The 17,825-nt window shown below is 42.5% G+C and carries 14 protein-coding genes; 11 read left to right on the top strand and 3 right to left on the bottom strand.

Annotated features, from left to right (window positions below; translation table 11 throughout):
• The first annotated feature begins 111 nt into the window (after window positions 1-111).
• The 7 genes from OQ5_RS0113005 to ung all read left to right on the top strand — a co-directional run bounded on the left by OQ5_RS0113005 (window position 112) and on the right by ung (window position 6,416).
• Window positions 112-402 (top strand): hypothetical protein, encoded by a 291-nt coding sequence (locus OQ5_RS0113005; RefSeq protein ID WP_026055285.1) that lies wholly within the window; start codon window positions 112-114, stop codon window positions 400-402.
• 518 nt (window positions 403-920) lie between these two features.
• Window positions 921-1,925 carry an MlaD family protein gene (locus tag OQ5_RS0113000; RefSeq protein WP_026055284.1) on the top strand — a complete coding sequence of 335 codons (1,005 nt, stop codon included), beginning with the start codon at window positions 921-923 and terminating at the stop codon, window positions 1,923-1,925.
• A 1-nt stretch (window position 1,926) separates the two neighbouring features.
• Window positions 1,927-2,547, top strand: coding sequence for an ABC-type transport auxiliary lipoprotein family protein (locus tag OQ5_RS0112995; protein WP_016777903.1), 621 nt, complete (start codon window positions 1,927-1,929; stop codon window positions 2,545-2,547).
• A 5-nt stretch (window positions 2,548-2,552) separates the two neighbouring features.
• Window positions 2,553-3,671 carry an ABC transporter permease gene (locus OQ5_RS0112990; protein WP_255297529.1) on the top strand — a complete coding sequence of 373 codons (1,119 nt, stop codon included), beginning with the start codon at window positions 2,553-2,555 and terminating at the stop codon, window positions 3,669-3,671.
• Between the two features lie 20 nt (window positions 3,672-3,691).
• Window positions 3,692-4,453, top strand: coding sequence for an ABC transporter ATP-binding protein (locus tag OQ5_RS0112985; protein ID WP_016777901.1), 762 nt, complete (start codon window positions 3,692-3,694; stop codon window positions 4,451-4,453).
• A gap of 417 nt (window positions 4,454-4,870) precedes the next feature.
• On the top strand, window positions 4,871-5,476 hold the full coding sequence (locus OQ5_RS0112980; protein WP_016777900.1) for a superoxide dismutase: 606 nt from the start codon (window positions 4,871-4,873) through the stop codon (window positions 5,474-5,476).
• A 268-nt stretch (window positions 5,477-5,744) separates the two neighbouring features.
• Window positions 5,745-6,416, top strand: coding sequence for a uracil-DNA glycosylase (ung, locus tag OQ5_RS0112975; protein ID WP_016777899.1), 672 nt, complete (start codon window positions 5,745-5,747; stop codon window positions 6,414-6,416).
• A 102-nt stretch (window positions 6,417-6,518) separates the two neighbouring features.
• On the opposite strand, the gene OQ5_RS0112970 is transcribed toward ung, so the two are convergent.
• Both OQ5_RS0112970 and OQ5_RS0112960 read right to left on the bottom strand, forming a co-directional pair.
• A complete protein-coding gene (locus OQ5_RS0112970) occupies window positions 6,519-6,959 on the bottom strand; it encodes an Hsp20/alpha crystallin family protein (RefSeq protein ID WP_016777898.1) in 441 nt (146 codons plus the stop codon).
• Window positions 6,960-7,465: 506 nt separating this feature from the next.
• Window positions 7,466-8,377, bottom strand: a complete 912-nt coding sequence (locus OQ5_RS0112960) for a proline dehydrogenase family protein (protein ID WP_026055282.1) — start codon at window positions 8,375-8,377, stop codon at window positions 7,466-7,468.
• Window positions 8,378-9,062: 685 nt separating this feature from the next.
• On the opposite strand from OQ5_RS0112960, the gene OQ5_RS0112955 reads away from it, so the two are divergent.
• The 4 genes from OQ5_RS0112955 to OQ5_RS0112940 all read left to right on the top strand — a co-directional run bounded on the left by OQ5_RS0112955 (window position 9,063) and on the right by OQ5_RS0112940 (window position 15,992).
• A complete protein-coding gene (locus OQ5_RS0112955) occupies window positions 9,063-12,977 on the top strand; it encodes a PKD domain-containing protein (RefSeq protein ID WP_016777895.1) in 3,915 nt (1,304 codons plus the stop codon).
• Window positions 12,978-13,454: 477 nt separating this feature from the next.
• Window positions 13,455-14,534 (top strand): PorP/SprF family type IX secretion system membrane protein, encoded by a 1,080-nt coding sequence (locus OQ5_RS0112950; protein WP_016777894.1) that lies wholly within the window; start codon window positions 13,455-13,457, stop codon window positions 14,532-14,534.
• 216 nt (window positions 14,535-14,750) lie between these two features.
• Complete coding sequence (locus OQ5_RS0112945) at window positions 14,751-15,326, top strand: superoxide dismutase (RefSeq protein ID WP_016777893.1); 576 nt, start codon at window positions 14,751-14,753, stop codon at window positions 15,324-15,326.
• A gap of 75 nt (window positions 15,327-15,401) precedes the next feature.
• Complete coding sequence (locus OQ5_RS0112940) at window positions 15,402-15,992, top strand: nitroreductase family protein (RefSeq protein ID WP_016777892.1); 591 nt, start codon at window positions 15,402-15,404, stop codon at window positions 15,990-15,992.
• A gap of 246 nt (window positions 15,993-16,238) precedes the next feature.
• Here OQ5_RS0112940 and OQ5_RS0112935 read toward each other — a convergent pair whose 3' ends face one another.
• Window positions 16,239-17,441 carry a gliding motility-associated C-terminal domain-containing protein gene (locus OQ5_RS0112935; protein WP_016777891.1) on the bottom strand — a complete coding sequence of 401 codons (1,203 nt, stop codon included), beginning with the start codon at window positions 17,439-17,441 and terminating at the stop codon, window positions 16,239-16,241.
• Window positions 17,442-17,825 lie beyond the last annotated feature (384 nt).

Below are 17,825 nucleotides of genomic sequence, written 5' to 3'. Positions count from 1 at the left end.
GACGAAAACTTATGAATAAAGCAGGTTAAGTTATTAATGACACTCATACCTCCCTGCCCCGATTTATCGGGGAGTAATCGGGACTCGTTTCAACCATTTAATTTTAATGCCATGGATACATTATCTGAAGCAATGGGAAACCTTAATAAAGAGGGTTTTACAGAAGAAATGCGGCCTTCCGGCAATTTTATTGAAGCCATCGGGGCCAGAAAAAAATATAATCCTGAAGACCTGATAATTATGAAGTCATATCGTTTCGAAGGTATGACCGATCCGGCAGATGAAATGATCTGTTATGCCATCAGTGCCAGGGATGGAACAAAAGGGACATTGGTAATGTCTTTCAGTGCGAAGAATTCAGAGGGGGTAGAAACTGTCCGTAAAATCCCTTCTAAAAAATAAAATTCAATTATCTTTGATAAAATACCGTTAATTAGTGTCTGTCCATAAAGTACCATTTGCTGTGTAATGCTTGCTGCCAAAATACTCAATTACGAAAAGTAAACTTCGTTTTTGGCGGCTTCGTAAGCCGTGCAACAGGAACTTTCTGAACAGACACACATATTGTGAAAATTTTTGCGAGATTATAGACTGGCCATAATTAACCAATGAAACGAGTCTCAATTACTCCATGATAAATCGGGGCAGGCAGGGACGAGTTCCACAGGCCTTAATAGATAAATTTCATACGAATGGTACGAGCATGGCGCTTTGATTTCTCCCTCGGCTCCGCCGATTTGCTTACAAAGAAATCCGCCACAAAAGGACATGGATAAAAGTCACGAGTCCCATTAGGCCAATAACTTAAGTAAATTATATACTAATGAAACAAGTATGGCAAGGTTTGTCACAAGAGAGCATGTACAAACCCCAATCATGCGAGTTCCATTCGGCCAATTAGTTAAATAAATTTTATACGAATGAATAACCGATCCAAAAAGATAAGACTGGGAATTTTTATCATGCTCAGTTCCGCCCTGCTTTTGTTTCTGGTCGTATATTTTACAGCCAGGGAGTTGTTCGAAAAATCCGACACCTATTATGTAAATTTTCACGATGTCTCGGTAAGCGGAATGGAAGTTGGAAGCCCGGTAAAATACCTCGGTATCAACGTAGGTACAATTTCAGGCATTCGTATTAACCCACAGGATATCACCAGTATTATTGTAGAACTCTCGCTTAAGTCGGGGACCCCCATAAAGGAAGACGCAAAAGCAGATATTGTTTCACTCGGAATTACGGGAATGAAAGCAATAGAAATACGTGGTGGAACCAATGAAGCCGATCTTCTGACACCGGGTTCACACATCCAGGCGGGTTCTTCTTTGACATCAGAAATAACCGGAAAGGCCGAAATTATTGCCGAAAAAGCTGAAAACGTCCTCAACAACCTGCAAGTTTTCACTCACCCCGATACTCTGGCAAAAATCATTACAGCCTTGCGGAAATTCAGCAAAATGACGGACGATGCCGATCGGGCCATTTTACGGCTTGATACCATAATTTTTGAAAACAAGAAGGATATAGATTCTACCATAGAAAATGCCAATAAAATCAGTACCTCAATTCTTGAAACAACCAGCACTCTGGAAAAAACAATGGCCCGGATAGACCAGCTGGTTCAAAGCGATTCTATTGGAGATATTATAGGGAATACTCGCGAAATATCACAAAAACTGAAAGAAACAAATATCACACAATTAATTGACGATCTGGCCGGAGTGGTCAGACGAACAAAAGATCTTCTCATCAAGGTAGATGATGATATCAACAAGGGCACCAAAGGACTCGTGGAAACCCAGGAGATGCTGCAATCAACCCTTCGCAATCTTGAAGAAGCTTCCAGAAAAATCAATAACAATCCATCGGTACTCATCCGCAAAAGCAAAGTTAAAAACCTGCCCGATGACAAATTAAAGGATTAATATGAAACAGATAATATTTCCAATTCTGATCATGACCATTATCCTCACAGGATGCGGATCACAAAAAACCGTTGTCAAGAAATACTATACCCTTGAGCAACCAGGCAAGGTAAGTCAGCCCTTTCTTGAAGATTCGGTTCTCTTCAATGCAAGGTGTGAAGTCGGGGATGTGGATGTATATCCGGCCTATTCAAGCCGGAGAATTGTTTTCAGGGATGACTCGCACCAGATACGATATTTTGGAGAGCACGAATGGGCCGTTCAACCCTCAACAGTACTTACGCCCATGATTATCGATTTTTTGTCGGCCAAAAATCTCTTTTTAAGAGTGTCGGACAGATTCTGGGAACACACGCCAGAATATCATATCAACACAACTGTATTCGAAATAGAGGTTGGAACCGCTCAAAACAAAAAAGACTTCATTGCACACCTTAAATTGAGGTTCGAATTGATTGACACCCGTTCCGGAACAAGTATTCTTACCCACATAAGCAACAGAAAATCAACTCTTGAAGAAAGAAGTCTCAATCTGATGGCCGAAAGCATCAGTAATCTTTTTTATGAGGAACTTGAAAATTTTGCACAGCAAATCAGAAAAACACTCTCAGCTCAAAGTTGATATTCGTGAGAAAAAAAAAGTGGACAAATAAATCGAATCATTTCACCCTCGACGGTAATGTGGTGAGGCTTAAAAAAAACCTGACCATTCATAATACTGCCGAATTCCTGAACGACATTGAACTTTTGTTTCGTAAAAGCGGTGAAAGTGACCTTTCTGTCGATCTGTCCGGCCTGGATAATATAGATAGTGCAGGCGCCCTGGCAATACATCGTCTGCCCGAGAATGCAGGAAGATATAACATCTCCCTGAAAATCGAAAATGCAGGAAAAGACATAGAAAACAAACTGTCACTTTTCAGTCCTGTTAAACAAAAAACCGAACAGTCGCATACAAAGGAAGGGATTCTCTATTTACTGGGCGATAGAGCAGGGCATTTCCTGGCCGAATATGTCGCTTCTTTCTTTTATCTCGTTTCGGATATCCTTTTCTGGTCGGTCAGAGACCTGTTCAACAGGAAACAACGCAGGAAGGGCGAGTTTGTAAACCAGGCCATCTCAATAGGTGTAAATGCCCTGCCCATTGTCATGGCAATGGCTTTTATAATCGGGCTGGTTCTGGCTCTTCAGTCTTCTTCTCAACTTCGCAACTTTGGCGCTAATGTCTATATTGTAGACCTTACCGTAATTGCTATGATGGCTGAAATGGGCCCGCTTATCACAGCCATTATGGTTGCCGGGCGTAGCGGTTCGTCCATTGCGGCCGAAATTGCCACAATGAAGGTAACATCCGAGATTGATGCACTACGGACCATGGGCCTGAATCCCGTTCGGTTTGTGGTGATTCCCAAAATATACGGAAGCCTCGTCACTTTGCCTTTTCTGACCATTCTTGCTTCTGTTGCCGGAATTTTTGGAGGCGCCGTTGCTGCCAATCTTTACCTGGATATTACACCCGAAATATTTTTTAACAGGATGCCCGAGGCTCTTTATCAAAAAGACATTCTTACAGGAATAATCAAAAGCATTGCTTTTGCTTTTATCATCGTTATCACGGGAGCCTTCTTCGGCTTCAGGGTGAAAGAAGGAGCCGAGGGAGTAGGGCGGTCTACTACCAGTGCAGTAGTAGCAGCCATTACATTGGTTATTATTGCCGATCTGATTCTGGGGCTGATATTTTACTGATCTTTAAGGCATGACATGTTATGAATAAAGAAAAGATCATAGAAGTTAAGGGACTCAAAGTATCATTTGGGGAAAAAGAAGTGCTTAAAAATGTGACCTTTTCAATTGAGGAAGGAGACGTAACCGTGATACTTGGAGGCAGTGGTTCAGGGAAGAGTACCATTATGAAGCACATGCTGGGTCTTTACCCGGTAACTCCGAATACCATCTCAATTTTTGGACAAGACATAGTTACCATTGACGAAGAACAGGAACTAAAGTTCTATTTAAAACTCGGTGTTTTTTATCAAAACGGGGCACTATTGAATTCCCTGACCGTTGGTGACAATGTAGCCCTGCCACTGGAACAACATACCAATTTGCCTGCAGATGCCATTGAAGACCTGGTTCGTACCAAACTCAATCTTGTTAATCTCGAAGATGCCTATTATCTCTATCCTTCACAATTAAGCGGAGGCATGTTAAAAAGAGCGGCTCTGGCCAGAGCCATTATTATGGATCCGCCCCTTTTGTTTTGCGATGAACCGGGAGCAGGACTTGATCCTGTCTCTCTGGCCAATCTTGACGAACTCATCCTTAAACTTCGCGATCAGCTTGGAATGACTATTCTGATGGTCACACACGAAGTGACAAGTATTTTGCGTGTTGCCGACAAAGTACTTTTCGTTGACAACGGAGTTATTGCTTTTGAAGGAACCCTGACAGAGGCACGCCAATCAGAAATTGAATCGCTAAAAGACTTTTTCACCGTTGGAACCGGCGGCAAAAAAGTCACCCACTAACCTGCTTCAACAACTACTGATAAACAATGTCTGCCCATAAAGTGCCATTTACTGTGTTACGCTCGTCCGAAAATTACTCATTTACGATGAGTAAACTCCGTATTTTCGGACTTCGCAAGCCTTGTAAATGACACTTTCTGAACAGACACATGATAAGTAAGAAACTTTTCCTACTTTATAGACAGGCACTAAATAGTCTGAATCGTCTGAAAATTTCATCACCTGACAGTTCCACCATCTTTGTTTAAGTTTTATATGCCTTAGGTTGAGTATACTTTTGTCTAAAGTCTGCAGCCAATTATTTAACAATTTTTAGTCTCAATTATTTGGATTAAATTTAAATAAGCATTAATTTTGGACAAGTTTATCTGAAATATGAATTAAATCGATTGTCTAATCATAAAAAACTTAAACATTATGGCATTTGAACTTCCAAAACTCGATTATGCTTACGACGCACTCGAACCGTATATCGATGCTCGTACCATGGAAATCCACCATACCAAACATCATGGCGGCTATACCAGTAAATTAAATGCAGCCATTGAAGGTAGCGACCTCGACGGGAAAAGCATTGAAGAACTTCTGGCCAATGTCTCCAGACACTCAACAGCTGTGCGCAACAATGGAGGCGGTTATTACAATCATAACCTCTTTTGGAAAGTAATGGCGCCCGATGCAGGAGGTAAGCCCGAAGGAGAATTGTTGGCAGCCATCGAAAAAGAATTTGGCTCATTTGATCAGTTTAAAGAAACTTTTAACAATGCAGCAGCTACCCGCTTCGGTTCAGGGTGGGCATGGCTGGTTAAACAAAACAATGGTAAACTTGTAGTGGGAAGCACCCCAAATCAGGACAACCCGCTCATGGATGTTTCCGAACTTAAGGGAACTCCCATCCTTGGACTGGACGTTTGGGAACATGCCTACTACCTGAAATATCAGAATAAGCGTCCCGAATATATTGATGCATTCTGGAATGTAGTAAACTGGGATGAGGTAGCCAGACGTTTTGAAACAACATAAACCGGAATTACCAACCATTTGTCAATCAACTAAACTTTATCCGGGTTTAATGTAACACCCGCGAAGCCACATGTGTTTCGCGGGTGTTCTGATTTTACTGGGAAGTATTATCGATCTTGCTATCTTTGCAGTAAAACAAAACCATTTGAAACGAGCTGGCAGAGATTTTCATAACTTGTCCCGTTCATTCGGAAAAAGAGCGTGTATAAATGCTGGGATGCAGATTCCATCAAGACAAAAACTTAGACTAATTTTATATTAATAAAACATGTCTCAGATTGATCCCCGAATAGAAGAAAGCTGGAAAGAAGCACTGAGTGAAGAATTTAATGCTCCGTATTTTTCAGAGCTGAAAAAATTTCTTGTTGATGAAAAAAGGAAGCATCAGGTTTACCCTCCCGGCCCGATGATATTCAATGCCTTTAATCATACGCCACTCGAAAAGGTAAAAGTGGTACTCCTCGGACAAGATCCCTACCATGGCCCGGGCCAGGCACAGGGACTTTGCTTTTCTGTCCCCGATGGTATCCGCCAGCCTCCTTCGCTACAGAATATTTTTAAAGAAATTGCCAACGATACAGGGACACCGCCTCCGCCATCGGGCGATTTGACCCGTTGGGCCAGGCAGGGCGTCCTGCTGCTAAATGCCACGTTAACTGTCAGGGCGCGTACTCCCGGCTCGCATCAGGGCAAAGGATGGGAACAATTTACAGATGCTGCAATTAAAGTTGTCTCGGAAACACGCAACAATATCGTCTTTTTATTATGGGGACGATATGCCCAAAACAAAGCAGCACTTATTGATACATCGAAACACCTGGTGCTGAAAGCAGCCCACCCCTCCCCTTTTTCTGCACATAATGGCTTCTTCGGTTGTAAACATTTTTCTAAAACCAACGAATGGTTGAAAAATCACGGACTAAAAGAAATTGAGTGGTGATAATTGAATCTGCTCCTGTGCAAGCATAAAAAAACCCCCTGCAAAGCAGAGGGACTTATCATTTCACCATCACAGATAGTTGTTCATCGTCGATAACCTGTCTTACTTAATTTCAATCATACGAGCAGGTTTTGGTTTAACCTCATCACGCTTCTGCAAGGTAATTCTCAGCAAACCATCTTTGTATTTTGCATCAATTTTGCTTTCATCAACCTCATCTTTAGGGATGGCAAATGAACGGTTGAATGATGAATAACAGAATTCGCGACGAGTGTACCCTTTGTCCTCATCTTTTTGCTCGTCTTTTTCTTCCACTTCGGCAGAGATGCTAAGCACACCGTTATCGATTTCAACTTTAAAATCATCTTTTTTCATTCCCGGTGCTGCAACCTCAATAACATATTCATCGTCATTCTCCTTAACGTTAACAGCGGGAGTGGAAGTTCTGCGAGCAGGAGTGTCAAAGAAATCACCTCCAAAGAAATCATCAAAAATGTTGGCGATGTCGGGCACCTGGTTGTTAAATCTTCTTACAATTGTCATAGCTATATCCTCCTGATTTTTTTTGGTTTGACATTTCTTTTTTAATCATTCTGTAAAGAAAATATCAAAGGAAATGCCAATACAAAACAAGCGTCTAAATGACATAAACGACGAAATTAAAATGCCACAAAGTCATACAAACCAGAGATATAGCGCCATTTTGGCAGAAATACGACCATTTTATCCGGTTTTCTCTTTCTTTCTTGTGCTCGTCTATAAGTTCGTAAAGATTATCACAATATGTATGTCTGTCCAGAAAGTGCCAGTTGCAAAGCTTGCGAAGCCGCCAAAAACGGAATGTTAAAATCAATCTTCCCAGAAATAATTTGGGTTGGAAAAACCTTTACACTGCATAAAGAATTTAAAACACCGATAACATAGAGATAACACAGAAAAGACAATAAAAGAAGACATTTGAAGCGTGGAAACATTTTTTATTTCCTCCCAACAATTCCTGTGTGTAAAGGGTCGTTTCGAACGTGAAACGACCCTTTCTTTAAACAGGTTTATCCTCTTTTAAAGAGAGCCTTAATAATATAAAAAACCATTTTGGGATTTTCTTTCAGCCGACGTGATGAATAGCCCAGCCATTCTTTTCCGTAAGGCACATATACTCTCATTTGATGTCCGGCAGCTATAATTTCGGAACGCAATTCAGGCGTAACACCATAGAGCATTTGAAACTCATAGTCGGCAGAAGTCAGCGAATACTTTTTTATCAATTGCCGGGCCGTATCGGTCAATGCCCGGTCGTGAGTAGCAATCCCGACGTAAATTCCCCTATCAAAGAAAAATTCAAGGGCTTCTATAAATTGTTTATTAATGGCCTTCCTGTCACGGATAGCAATTTCAGGAGGTTCAACATAAATTCCTTTACAAAGGCGAACATTAACAGGAGCCGATGGTGAATGTAATTCAGCCAAAAATTGAAGATCGCCCGTTAAACGCTTCAGGTACGCCTGAATAACAATACCAACATTTAAAGGATATATTTTGTGCAATCGTCGGTAAAGCTCCAGCTCGGCATCCACGCAACTGCTGTCCTCCATATCAATCCGAACAAACGAGTGGTGCCGATTTGCCTTTTCCACCACACTTTTAACCAGTTCAAAGCAAGTCTCAAAATCTATCAGAAGCCCAAAGTTTGAAGGTTTTAAAGAATAAGTGACCGACAATTTTTCCGATTCAAACCGATCAATCATTCCCAGATAAATCTGCTGAACGGCTTCTGCATCCTTAATATCGGTAATATATTCTCCCAGATGATCAATGGTAGCAACCATGCCCTTCCCGGCCAGGTCCCTTGCAACGCGCACCGCATCATCAATTGTCTCCCCGGCAATATAACGCCTGGAAAAAAGCCACACAAATTTTTTGGGCAAATAAGGAAGTATCGAAGCAATTATTTTATTTATCATACGTTGAAAAGATAAGGGCCAAAAATCCATCCGGACTTTGGTAATGAAACAAACAAAAAGCCAAAGGACTCAAACGTTTAAAATAGTGCGTTAACCATTGCTGATTTTTCTTCTGAGTTAAAAGCTCGTGTTGCTGTTGCTATACTTGTTTTCTCTCACTTTGAGAATGTAAAAATCATTGCCAGTTTAACGCTTTATGCCGTATTTTATACATCAATATTACGTTAGGTTTTCCCAATGGATTGCAAGCCAATTGTTTGCAATCAAAACCCTTTCCCTGCCAAGATGCAGTATACCAAAGTAATATTGGATTATCCGACATCTTAAATCTGGAAACCTGACAGTCTGTTGACACATAAAACAACTTTAGTCTGTTTTATTCATAAATTTTCGTTATGAGATGCTCTAATATCAAATAATACAAGCAACCGCAGACAAATTTAAGGCAGGAAATAGTGAACTATTTCCAGGTTAAATTTGATGAGAACGCTTGTATTCTGCCGATAGTTGAGCATCGTAATAGAAAAATTATGAATAAAGCAGGTTAGTAAATATTCCATTTTCAGGGGATAAAAAAAATGATACATCTCACAAATGCATTTGTAATTGACTTAATCTGATAAAATTCATATTTTGTTTATAGTGAGATGAAAGAATTGGGTAGAAAGGGTCAGTACTTTTTTTAATGACAACAAAAACTTTCACAGGGTTATTGATCGCAGTGGTACTTTGTATGCTGCCGGTAAGAAGTATCTATGCACAAAGCTGCGATTATCAGGGCGGGCAAAACGACGACTGGATATTTGACAAACGTTGCGCCCCCGTGAGAGTAGAACGTATTGTGACTTTTCGCGGAGTCGATGACGGAGGTACAGGTGATGTCAGCATCTATTTTGACTGGGGTGACGGCTCCGATCCGGACATCATACCCGCCACCGAAATATCTGCCGGCAACTGGCAGGCCAATGCAACACATATTTATCCACCGGGAGGAGACCAGTGTAATTACGAGGCCGATGCTTACCTGATGGTTGACGGTGTGTTATGTACCAGTTCTGTCCAGACACAAACCGCCACCGTTTGGGATATTGACAACCAAAACGGAGGAAACATCAACATAAGCCCGGAAGTATTCCCTATCTGTATTGGCGATGACGGAGCCGTGCAATTTACCGATGTTAGTCAATGGAACTGTACTCCTCCGGATGAAGAAGATACTCCGAATTACAGAAACCGATGGACACAATGGATCTACGGAACCGGTTCTACCAATATCTCTACTGCAGAAGTCGCAGGGAATACTTATTCATGGCCTTATGCCGGCCCGATCAATCACTATAATGCAGATACTGTTCTTGCCCCTTCACCTCCCTTCGCTTTATCTGAAAACATTTATATACCAGCAGGTTACGATGTCGGCGATCATTTCATTGTCACCATCCGAAACTGGAATGCCTGCAATCCTTATGACGATCCCAGTATCGCAGGCCCGCCAGCCGATCCTGATAACGGAGATCACGATCCTGTTATCTCCACAGCCATGGTAGTCATCGTAGATTTGCCGGATAGCAGTATTGACCCGGCCGGGCCGTTCTGCGAAACCGACGCTCCTTACACGCTTAATCCTGCAACCCCCGGTGGAACATGGTCCGGCCCCGGAACCGATCCGGCAACCGGAGTTTTTACCCCTGCTGATGCCGGTCCAGGAACACATGCCATATATTATAATGTAACAAGCTCAGACGGATGCTCTGCTACCGGGTCTGTCAATATTGAAGTGAGAGAGGCACCGAACATTGAAATTACGCCGGGAGATACCGCCTTTCTTTGCCCTGGCCTTGACCTTCAACTCAATGCAAATATCAGTGCGGGAACACCACCGTATTCATTTCAGTGGACGGGCGATACAGTACCCCTCAGTGATACCGGCATACAAAACCCGGAATTTAACACTTCGGTCGTAGGGTCTTATATGCTTACTGTAACCGTAACCGATGACACCGGCTGTTCCAATCAATCAGTCATTGTAATAGAAGTAGAGGACGTTTCGGTGGACTTCGATCCCAATCCTGTTGAAGTTTGCGCAGGAACCCCTGCAGAACTCATGCCGATAACTTCGGGAGGAAGTACTACTTATGTTTCTCACCAATGGTCGGGCGCACATATTGACAAACTTTCAGACACCAATACCGCCAATCCTGAGTTTTTCTCAACAGAAACCGGAACGTTTGAATTTACCTATGAGGTTATTGACGACATGGGATGCTCCGATCAAACTAACATCACAGTTATCGTAAAAGAGCAACCGGTAGCCCATGCCGGCCCGGATGAGCAAATCTGTGCTTCTGAATATCAGCTACAGGGCAACAACAGCTCCGGAACTGCACTTTGGACAGTTATATCAGGGCCAGGAAACCTTGACATCGAGGATTCATCTCTATTCAATTCCCTGGTCACTGCCGACACTTACGGAACATATGAGCTCGTCTGGTCACTCGACATAGATGGATGTACAGACAGGGACACAGTTGCTCTGACATTTTCGGAAACTCCCGTACCATCCGTTGCGGATGACTATCAAATATGCGGCCTTGATGCAACCATTGAAGCTTTCCCCGATATGGCCGGAGGGGAATGGTCGGTTACCTCAGGCCACGGAAATGCAACAATTCTTGACGCCACCAGCTCAACATCAGAAGTAAATGTTGAAGAACCAGGCATCTACACATTCACCTGGAGAGAAGTTTCTCCCGATGGATGTACGGCGGAGGCGTCTCAAACCATAGAGTTCATGCCGCAGGCTGTGGCTGATATAGCCCCATTCACTGATGAAGGCTGTTCTCCGGTTGAAATTACATTCGAAAACAACTCTCTTAATGCCGACAGTTATCAATGGAACTTTGGTGACGGAAGCTCTTCAAGCCAGGAAAATCCAACCCATATTTTTGTGGCATCATCGAATGTTCCCGACACCGTCATTATTGAATTACAGGCACAAAACGATTATGGTTGCAACGACACTTCCTTTTACGAATTAATCGTTAAACCAGTCCCTGTTGCCTCGTTTGAAGCTACTCCGGCAGACGGCTGTTCTCCACTCGAAGTAACCTTTGCAAACACTTCATCAGAAGGACAAAACTACACATGGAACTTTGGGGACAATAGCCCCGAAGTCAATGACAAGGACCCGGCACACACATTTGTCAATACCGAGACTTATGTCCAATCCTATCTCGTTGAGCTCATCGCAGAAAACCAATATGGTTGCACTGACCTCCAAACTCATTACATAACAGTATATCCGGTAAGAGAGATATCTCTCACCGCAAACCCCCAAAGTGGCTGTGCACCTCTTTCCACTCAACTGACAACAGAATCGGGGGCCAGGGAATATCACTGGAATTTTGGTGATGGAAACACTGAAACAGGGGAGTATCAGACATCACATGTTTTTGAAAACAACACCACCGACTCTGTTTTATACACAGTAAAAGTTACCGGAATCTCATCCTTCGGTTGCACAGAAGAAGCTTCAACCGACGTTGTGGTGCACGCTACACCCGATCCGGTTTTTACGGCAATCCCCGAAGAGCAGCAAATGCCTGATAACACGATTACTATCGACAATCGGACTACAGGCAACTGGAACTACCTTTGGACTTTCGGGGATGGCACCACTTCTGAGGAACAACATCCCGGAGATCATAAATATTCATATTCAGGTGATTATGAAATAAATTTACTCGCTTATAGCGAACATTGTGAAGCCCGCTATTCCAAAACAATTTCCATTATCCCTATGGTCCCCGATATCAGCTATGGACCTGATACAGCGGGCTGTCCCCCGCTCACGGTAAATTTTTATAATAATACAATCGACGCAAAGACTTTCCTGTGGGATTTCGGAGACGGTCAGTATTCAGATGAAAAAAATCCGACACACACATATAGAATTCCAGGCAAATACAAAGTATCGCTAACGGCTTATGGAACCGGCGGAGAAACTACCGTCAATGATGTTATAGTTGAAGCTTATCCAACACCGTCAGCTCTTTTTGAACCTGTTCCAAAAGTGGTATATATCCCGAATGACGGCGTAACATTCCTCAACAAATCTGAAGGAGCCGTTTCCTATTCATGGTTTTTCGGTGACGGAAATACATCACACGACTTTTCCCCAACACATATTTATCAGGAAACGGGGAGTTACGATGTTACATTGCTGGTAAACAATGAATATAATTGTTCCGATGAATTGACAATTCCGAATGCCGTAAAAGCATTGCAAGGGGGCGAAATTGATTTCCCAAACGCATTTACACCCAACAAAAACGGCCCCTCAGACGGTCATTATCAGTATGGCGACCGGAACAACCACGTGTTTTATCCTTTCCTCCAGAAAGGAATTGTTGAGTACCGGCTTCAGATATTTTCGCGATGGGGTGAACTTCTGTTTGAGAGTAGCGATATCAACCGTGGGTGGGACGGTTACTATAAGAACAATCTGTGTCCGCAGGGGGTCTATATCTGGCGCGTAACCGCTACCCTGAGTGATGGCAGGCGCATTGAAAAGACCGGAGATGTTACTTTGCTCAGGTAGTAAGTAGTGCGTGTCTATAAACTCGCATAAATTTTTACAATATGTGTGTCTGTCCAGAAAGTGTCATTTACAAGGCTTGCGAAGTCCGAAAATACGGAGTTTACTCATCGTAAATGAGTAATTTTCGGACGAGCGTAACACAGTAAATGGCACTTAATGGACAGACACTAAGTATTCTTTACAACCGATAAGAAATATGAGGTATTAAACCCTCAACCCTGAATAATAGACCGTTAGATTACTAGATTTAAGATATAAGATGATTCGTATCCCATTGAAAATATGCATTTTATCAAAACAAATCCGTGAATATAACCAATTGAATCTAAGGTATTTGCAAAAGATTAACCGACTATTTGGTAGAATGTAGAATAATAATGAGTCTATTCCTAAAAGTCTCTCAGAAGCAGACTCATTTATAAAATAGTTAACTGCTATTAAAACAATTAGAGGCAAGACTGGAAAAAATTGCGGAACATGCAGAGTATTTTTATGAGAAAACAAGGACTTATATTGCTATTCATCAATTTTGTTCTGACAGGAGCCGGAGCACAGGACCTTCATTTTTCACAGTTTTATGCTTCTCCGTTATACCTTAGCCCCTCACTGGCAGGGGCCACCGACGGAGCGAGACTGGTTTTGAATTACCGAAACCAATGGCCGGGAATTGAAAAGGCTTTCAGCACATATGCCGTTTCATTTGACAACTATTTTAATGCATTTAACAGCGGACTCGGGTTACAGTTAATACAAGACAAGGCAGGCACAGCAGGACTAACTACTACTCACGCTGCACTACAGTATTCCTATAACATACAAATTTCAGAAGAATGGCAGGTTGTTCCGGCCATTCAGTTCGCGTACGGAAACCGGGCCATCGATTTTAGCAAATTGCGGTTTGCCGACGAACAAATTGGTGGCGGCGCATCAGGGTCCTGGGATCAGTTGTCGAACGAACAAGCCCAGTATGTAGATTTTGCTTCTTCGGTTCTTTTTTACAGCCCTTTTATGTGGCTCGGGATAACAGCCGACCATCTGGCTACTCCCAACTACTCCTTCCTGGGAGAAGAAATGCAGCTGCCAGGGAAATATATTCTGTTTGGAGGAATTAATTTCTGGACCGAAAAACGCAGACGTATCAAGGGTGACCGATCGTTTTCAGGCACTTTCCGCATTCAGCGTCAGCAGAATTTTAACCAGGCCGATGTGGGAGCATACTGGTTTAATGATCCTTTGGAAGTGGGAGTATGGTATCGCGGACTGCCGCTGCTGAATAACGAGGTAGAAAACAAAATCAACCAGGATGCTGTTGTTGTGTCACTGTCTTACCGGCACGGAAATGTGAGGTTTGGTTACAGCTACGACATTACCATCAGCGGATTGGGCTGGAGATCGGCCGGCGCTCACGAACTTTCTCTTATATATGAGTTCAATCAAAACTTTCGCATCCGAAACCGTGGCAGACGGCCTGCCGTTCCTTGCCAGCCATCTTCGAATCCCCTTATTGATCAGGATAATACCGGAAAATACAGAAAAAAACCAAAAAGAATTTTTTAATAAGTCATTTCTCCCGGCAGAAAGCTTTTGTCATAATAATCCTGAAAAAAATCGTTATTTTTATTATATTTGGGTTGTACGCAAGCCCTATAATTTTGAGAGGCAGAATAGCATTTGTCCGTTGCTCTTCTTCCTCGCAAAAGCAAGATTCATTCTATAGTTCATTCTATAGAAAAAGTAAAATCTACCCTTTTGTCAAAATAAAAACACAAAATCATGAAATTTTCACTTCCACAATTACCCTATGCTACGGATGCTCTGGAGCCTCATATTTCGAAACGAACATTGGAGTTCCATTACGGAATGCATCATCAAACCTATGTCAATAATCTGAACAACCTGGTTCCGGGCACCAAATTTGAAAATGCTGATCTGGAAACCATCATCAAAGAAGCCGACGGAAGCATTTATAACAACGGGGCACAGGTTTGGAACCATACGTTCTATTTTTCTTCCCTGTCGCCTAACGGTGGCAATGCACCCACAGGCCCCCTGGCTCAGGCTATTGATGAAGCATTTGGCTCTTTCGGCGCATTCAGGGAAAAATTTTCGCAGGCTGCCACCACGCTTTTCGGCTCAGGCTGGGCATGGCTTGTGAAAAACAGAAACGGAAAACTTGAAATCATAAAAGAAAGCAATGCAGGTAATCCTATGCGCAATGGAATGATTCCGATCCTTACCTGCGATGTATGGGAGCATGCCTATTATCTCGACTATCAGAACAGACGTCCCGATTATATAGAAGAATTCTGGAATTGTGTCGACTGGGATATTGTAGGTAAACGTTTTTAAAATTCTGAATTCAGAATACCACAATAGTCGGTTAATAGTAGAATAATCCATTTAAAATCTACCGATTTATTTATTATGAACAACTTAAAAGATTTAGTCAGGCGAAACCGTAGTTATCGTCGTTTTTACCAGGACATCACCATCCCCGAATACGTACTGGAGAGTCTCGTGGACCTGGCCAGACTTTCTCCATCTGCCCGCAATGCACAAACCTTGAAATACTTCATTTCATGTGATGCTAAAACCAATGAACTGATATTTCCGCATTTATCATGGGCAGGTTACCTGAAAGACTGGGACGGACCGGCACAGGGTGAACGCCCTTCGGCTTACATTGTCATTTTGAATGACGTAAACATTTCGGACACCTATTTCTGCGACGATGGTATTGCTGCGCAAAGCATTCTGTTGGGAGCTGTAGAGCAGGGATTGGGCGGATGCATCATCGGTTCGGTAGACCGATTAAAACTACAAAAAGCCCTAAAACTCCCCAGGCACCTGAAAATTGTTGAAGTTATTGCGCTTGGTAAACCACGCGAAGAGGTGGTCATAGAAGACGTGAAAGACGACAATATTAAATACTGGCGCGACGAAAACCAGGTACATCATGTGCCCAAACGCTCGCTGGAAGAGATCATTGTAAAGTGTTCCGGCAAAGAAGAATAGAGCCGGTTCTTAACCGGTTCGTTTCACATTCATTGCCACACTTCCCCCCCTGTTCGTTGTTCTCTGTTTTGAACCACACCTGATTGCCTGGTTCCGGATCATAAAAATCACTACCTATAAATGCCTCATAGTGAAAAAACAGAATTTCGGGGGGATACTTTATAATTTATAACCTGATTCCTTATTGACAAAAAAGTAGCCTTAAATCTGAATACCTACGAATAACAAGCCGCTAAAAAAACCAAACTATTTCCCTTTAATCAAATGAACAGCCCCCTCCTTCTTGTGTACCTCTCCATCGTTGTATCCTTCAGCATAGATGTAATAAAAATAAACCCCCGGCGCATGGCCATCTCCATCCCAACCCACAGCAGGATCGGTACTCTCGTATACTTTCCTGCCCCAACGATTAAAAACCACCATTTCAAACTTTTTCAGTGATTTGTAGGCTGCCCTGAATTCGTCATTAATGCCATCGCCGTTGGGGGTAAACACATTCGGTACCTCCAGTTCCGATTCCCATATATTTACAACAAAGGGATCACTCAAATCTTCACATCCCGAATCCCTGTTCACCACTTTCAGATAAACGCTGTCCTGGCCCGCTTCGGAAAAGACAAAACGGGGGTTCTGCTCAATGGACCTGCCCGAATTACCGAAGGTCCACTCCCACGCTGTAATTTTTCCCAGGGAAGTATCGGTAAACTTGATTTCAATGGGGGCCGATCCCCTGACTTCATCATGTCGTTCATTAAGAACGGTATCCTTTAAACTTTCTGTTTCAAAATCGGCCTTCACAGCAATAGCCTGATAGTCTGCCTGCGCTTCAGCATCATTACCAAACCTGTCGGTGACAGTTACCACATAGGTCAAATCCTCATAAGGCGCATTAAACGAAACAGCCCTGCCATTGTGCTGCTCATCGCTATCGGGTTCTGTCGTCCATGCAAAGGAGAGCCCGTAATCAAGCGGTTCCTGTGACCCATCAACAGGATCATAATAAAACAGTGGGACAGTATCGGCTGAAGCCAACAAATCAACCCCGAAACAATCGTCGTAAACAATTTCGGCTTCAACATCGGTTATTGCCTGAGAATTGAAAACCCAAAAACGTTGGTCAAGTACTACATTACCGTTGTCTTCAACGACAAGCCGGTAACCTCCTTCATCATTCAAACTCAATTGCTCTCCCCCGCTCTGTAAAACATTGTTCCATGAATTATCACCCATATCATGGTTGTACCAGGTTAAAGACAAACCGGATGTTCCGTTTTCATAACTCACAACCATGGGTCCTTCCGTGGTGAAACAAAAAACCGGATCATTGACTACCTCGGTCGGATACTCTGTTTGAACAACCACCGAATTCTCAGCTACAATTTGTCCATGCGTTAATTCAATGCAGGCAAATGAAAAAAGCAAAACGATAATGAAACGGACGTATGTCATTCCTTACATTTTTTTAATGTGCAAAAATATAATTCTGTCTACAAAGTCGAGAAAGTTTTTTTCTTATCATGTGTCTGTTCAGAAAGTGTCATTTACAAGGCTTGCGAAGTCCGAAAATACGGAGTTTACTCATCGTAAATGAGTAATTTTCGGACGAGCGTAACGCTGTAAATGGCACTTTATGAACAGACACTAATCATTTAACGTATCAACAGATTCTTAAATTGTGAATGTACCCAACGGTTTTAAGCATTTTTACAAATTCATGCTCCGTCGAACAGGAATTCTTATCTTTGACACGTAAAAAGTCATTAAATATTTTTGCAGGTTTATAGACGAAAAATATTTAGTGCCCCTCTATTAAGTACAATAGATTGTTAGATA

The sequence above is a fragment of the Anaerophaga thermohalophila str. Valhall genome, from assembly GCF_000250735.1.
Lineage (GTDB): Bacteria > Bacteroidota > Bacteroidia > Bacteroidales > Marinilabiliaceae > Anaerophaga > Anaerophaga thermohalophila_A.
Note: the sequence above shows the minus strand (reverse complement) of the source record. Positions and strands in the feature narration are given on the sequence as shown.

Coding starts and splice junctions, on each gene's coding strand:
- OQ5_RS0112980 (WP_016777900.1), top strand. CDS start 4,871: ATGGCATTTGAACTTCCAAAACTCGATTATGCTTACGACGCACTCGAA.
- OQ5_RS0112935 (WP_016777891.1), bottom strand. CDS start 17,441: ATGACATACGTCCGTTTCATTATCGTTTTGCTTTTTTCATTTGCCTGC.
- OQ5_RS0112970 (WP_016777898.1), bottom strand. CDS start 6,959: ATGACAATTGTAAGAAGATTTAACAACCAGGTGCCCGACATCGCCAAC.
- ung (WP_016777899.1), top strand. CDS start 5,745: ATGTCTCAGATTGATCCCCGAATAGAAGAAAGCTGGAAAGAAGCACTG.
- OQ5_RS0112985 (WP_016777901.1), top strand. CDS start 3,692: ATGAATAAAGAAAAGATCATAGAAGTTAAGGGACTCAAAGTATCATTT.
- OQ5_RS0112995 (WP_016777903.1), top strand. CDS start 1,927: ATGAAACAGATAATATTTCCAATTCTGATCATGACCATTATCCTCACA.
- OQ5_RS0113005 (WP_026055285.1), top strand. CDS start 112: ATGGATACATTATCTGAAGCAATGGGAAACCTTAATAAAGAGGGTTTT.
- OQ5_RS0112945 (WP_016777893.1), top strand. CDS start 14,751: ATGAAATTTTCACTTCCACAATTACCCTATGCTACGGATGCTCTGGAG.
- OQ5_RS0112940 (WP_016777892.1), top strand. CDS start 15,402: ATGAACAACTTAAAAGATTTAGTCAGGCGAAACCGTAGTTATCGTCGT.
- OQ5_RS0112960 (WP_026055282.1), bottom strand. CDS start 8,377: ATGATAAATAAAATAATTGCTTCGATACTTCCTTATTTGCCCAAAAAA.
- OQ5_RS0112950 (WP_016777894.1), top strand. CDS start 13,455: ATGCAGAGTATTTTTATGAGAAAACAAGGACTTATATTGCTATTCATC.
- OQ5_RS0112955 (WP_016777895.1), top strand. CDS start 9,063: ATGACAACAAAAACTTTCACAGGGTTATTGATCGCAGTGGTACTTTGT.
- OQ5_RS0113000 (WP_026055284.1), top strand. CDS start 921: ATGAATAACCGATCCAAAAAGATAAGACTGGGAATTTTTATCATGCTC.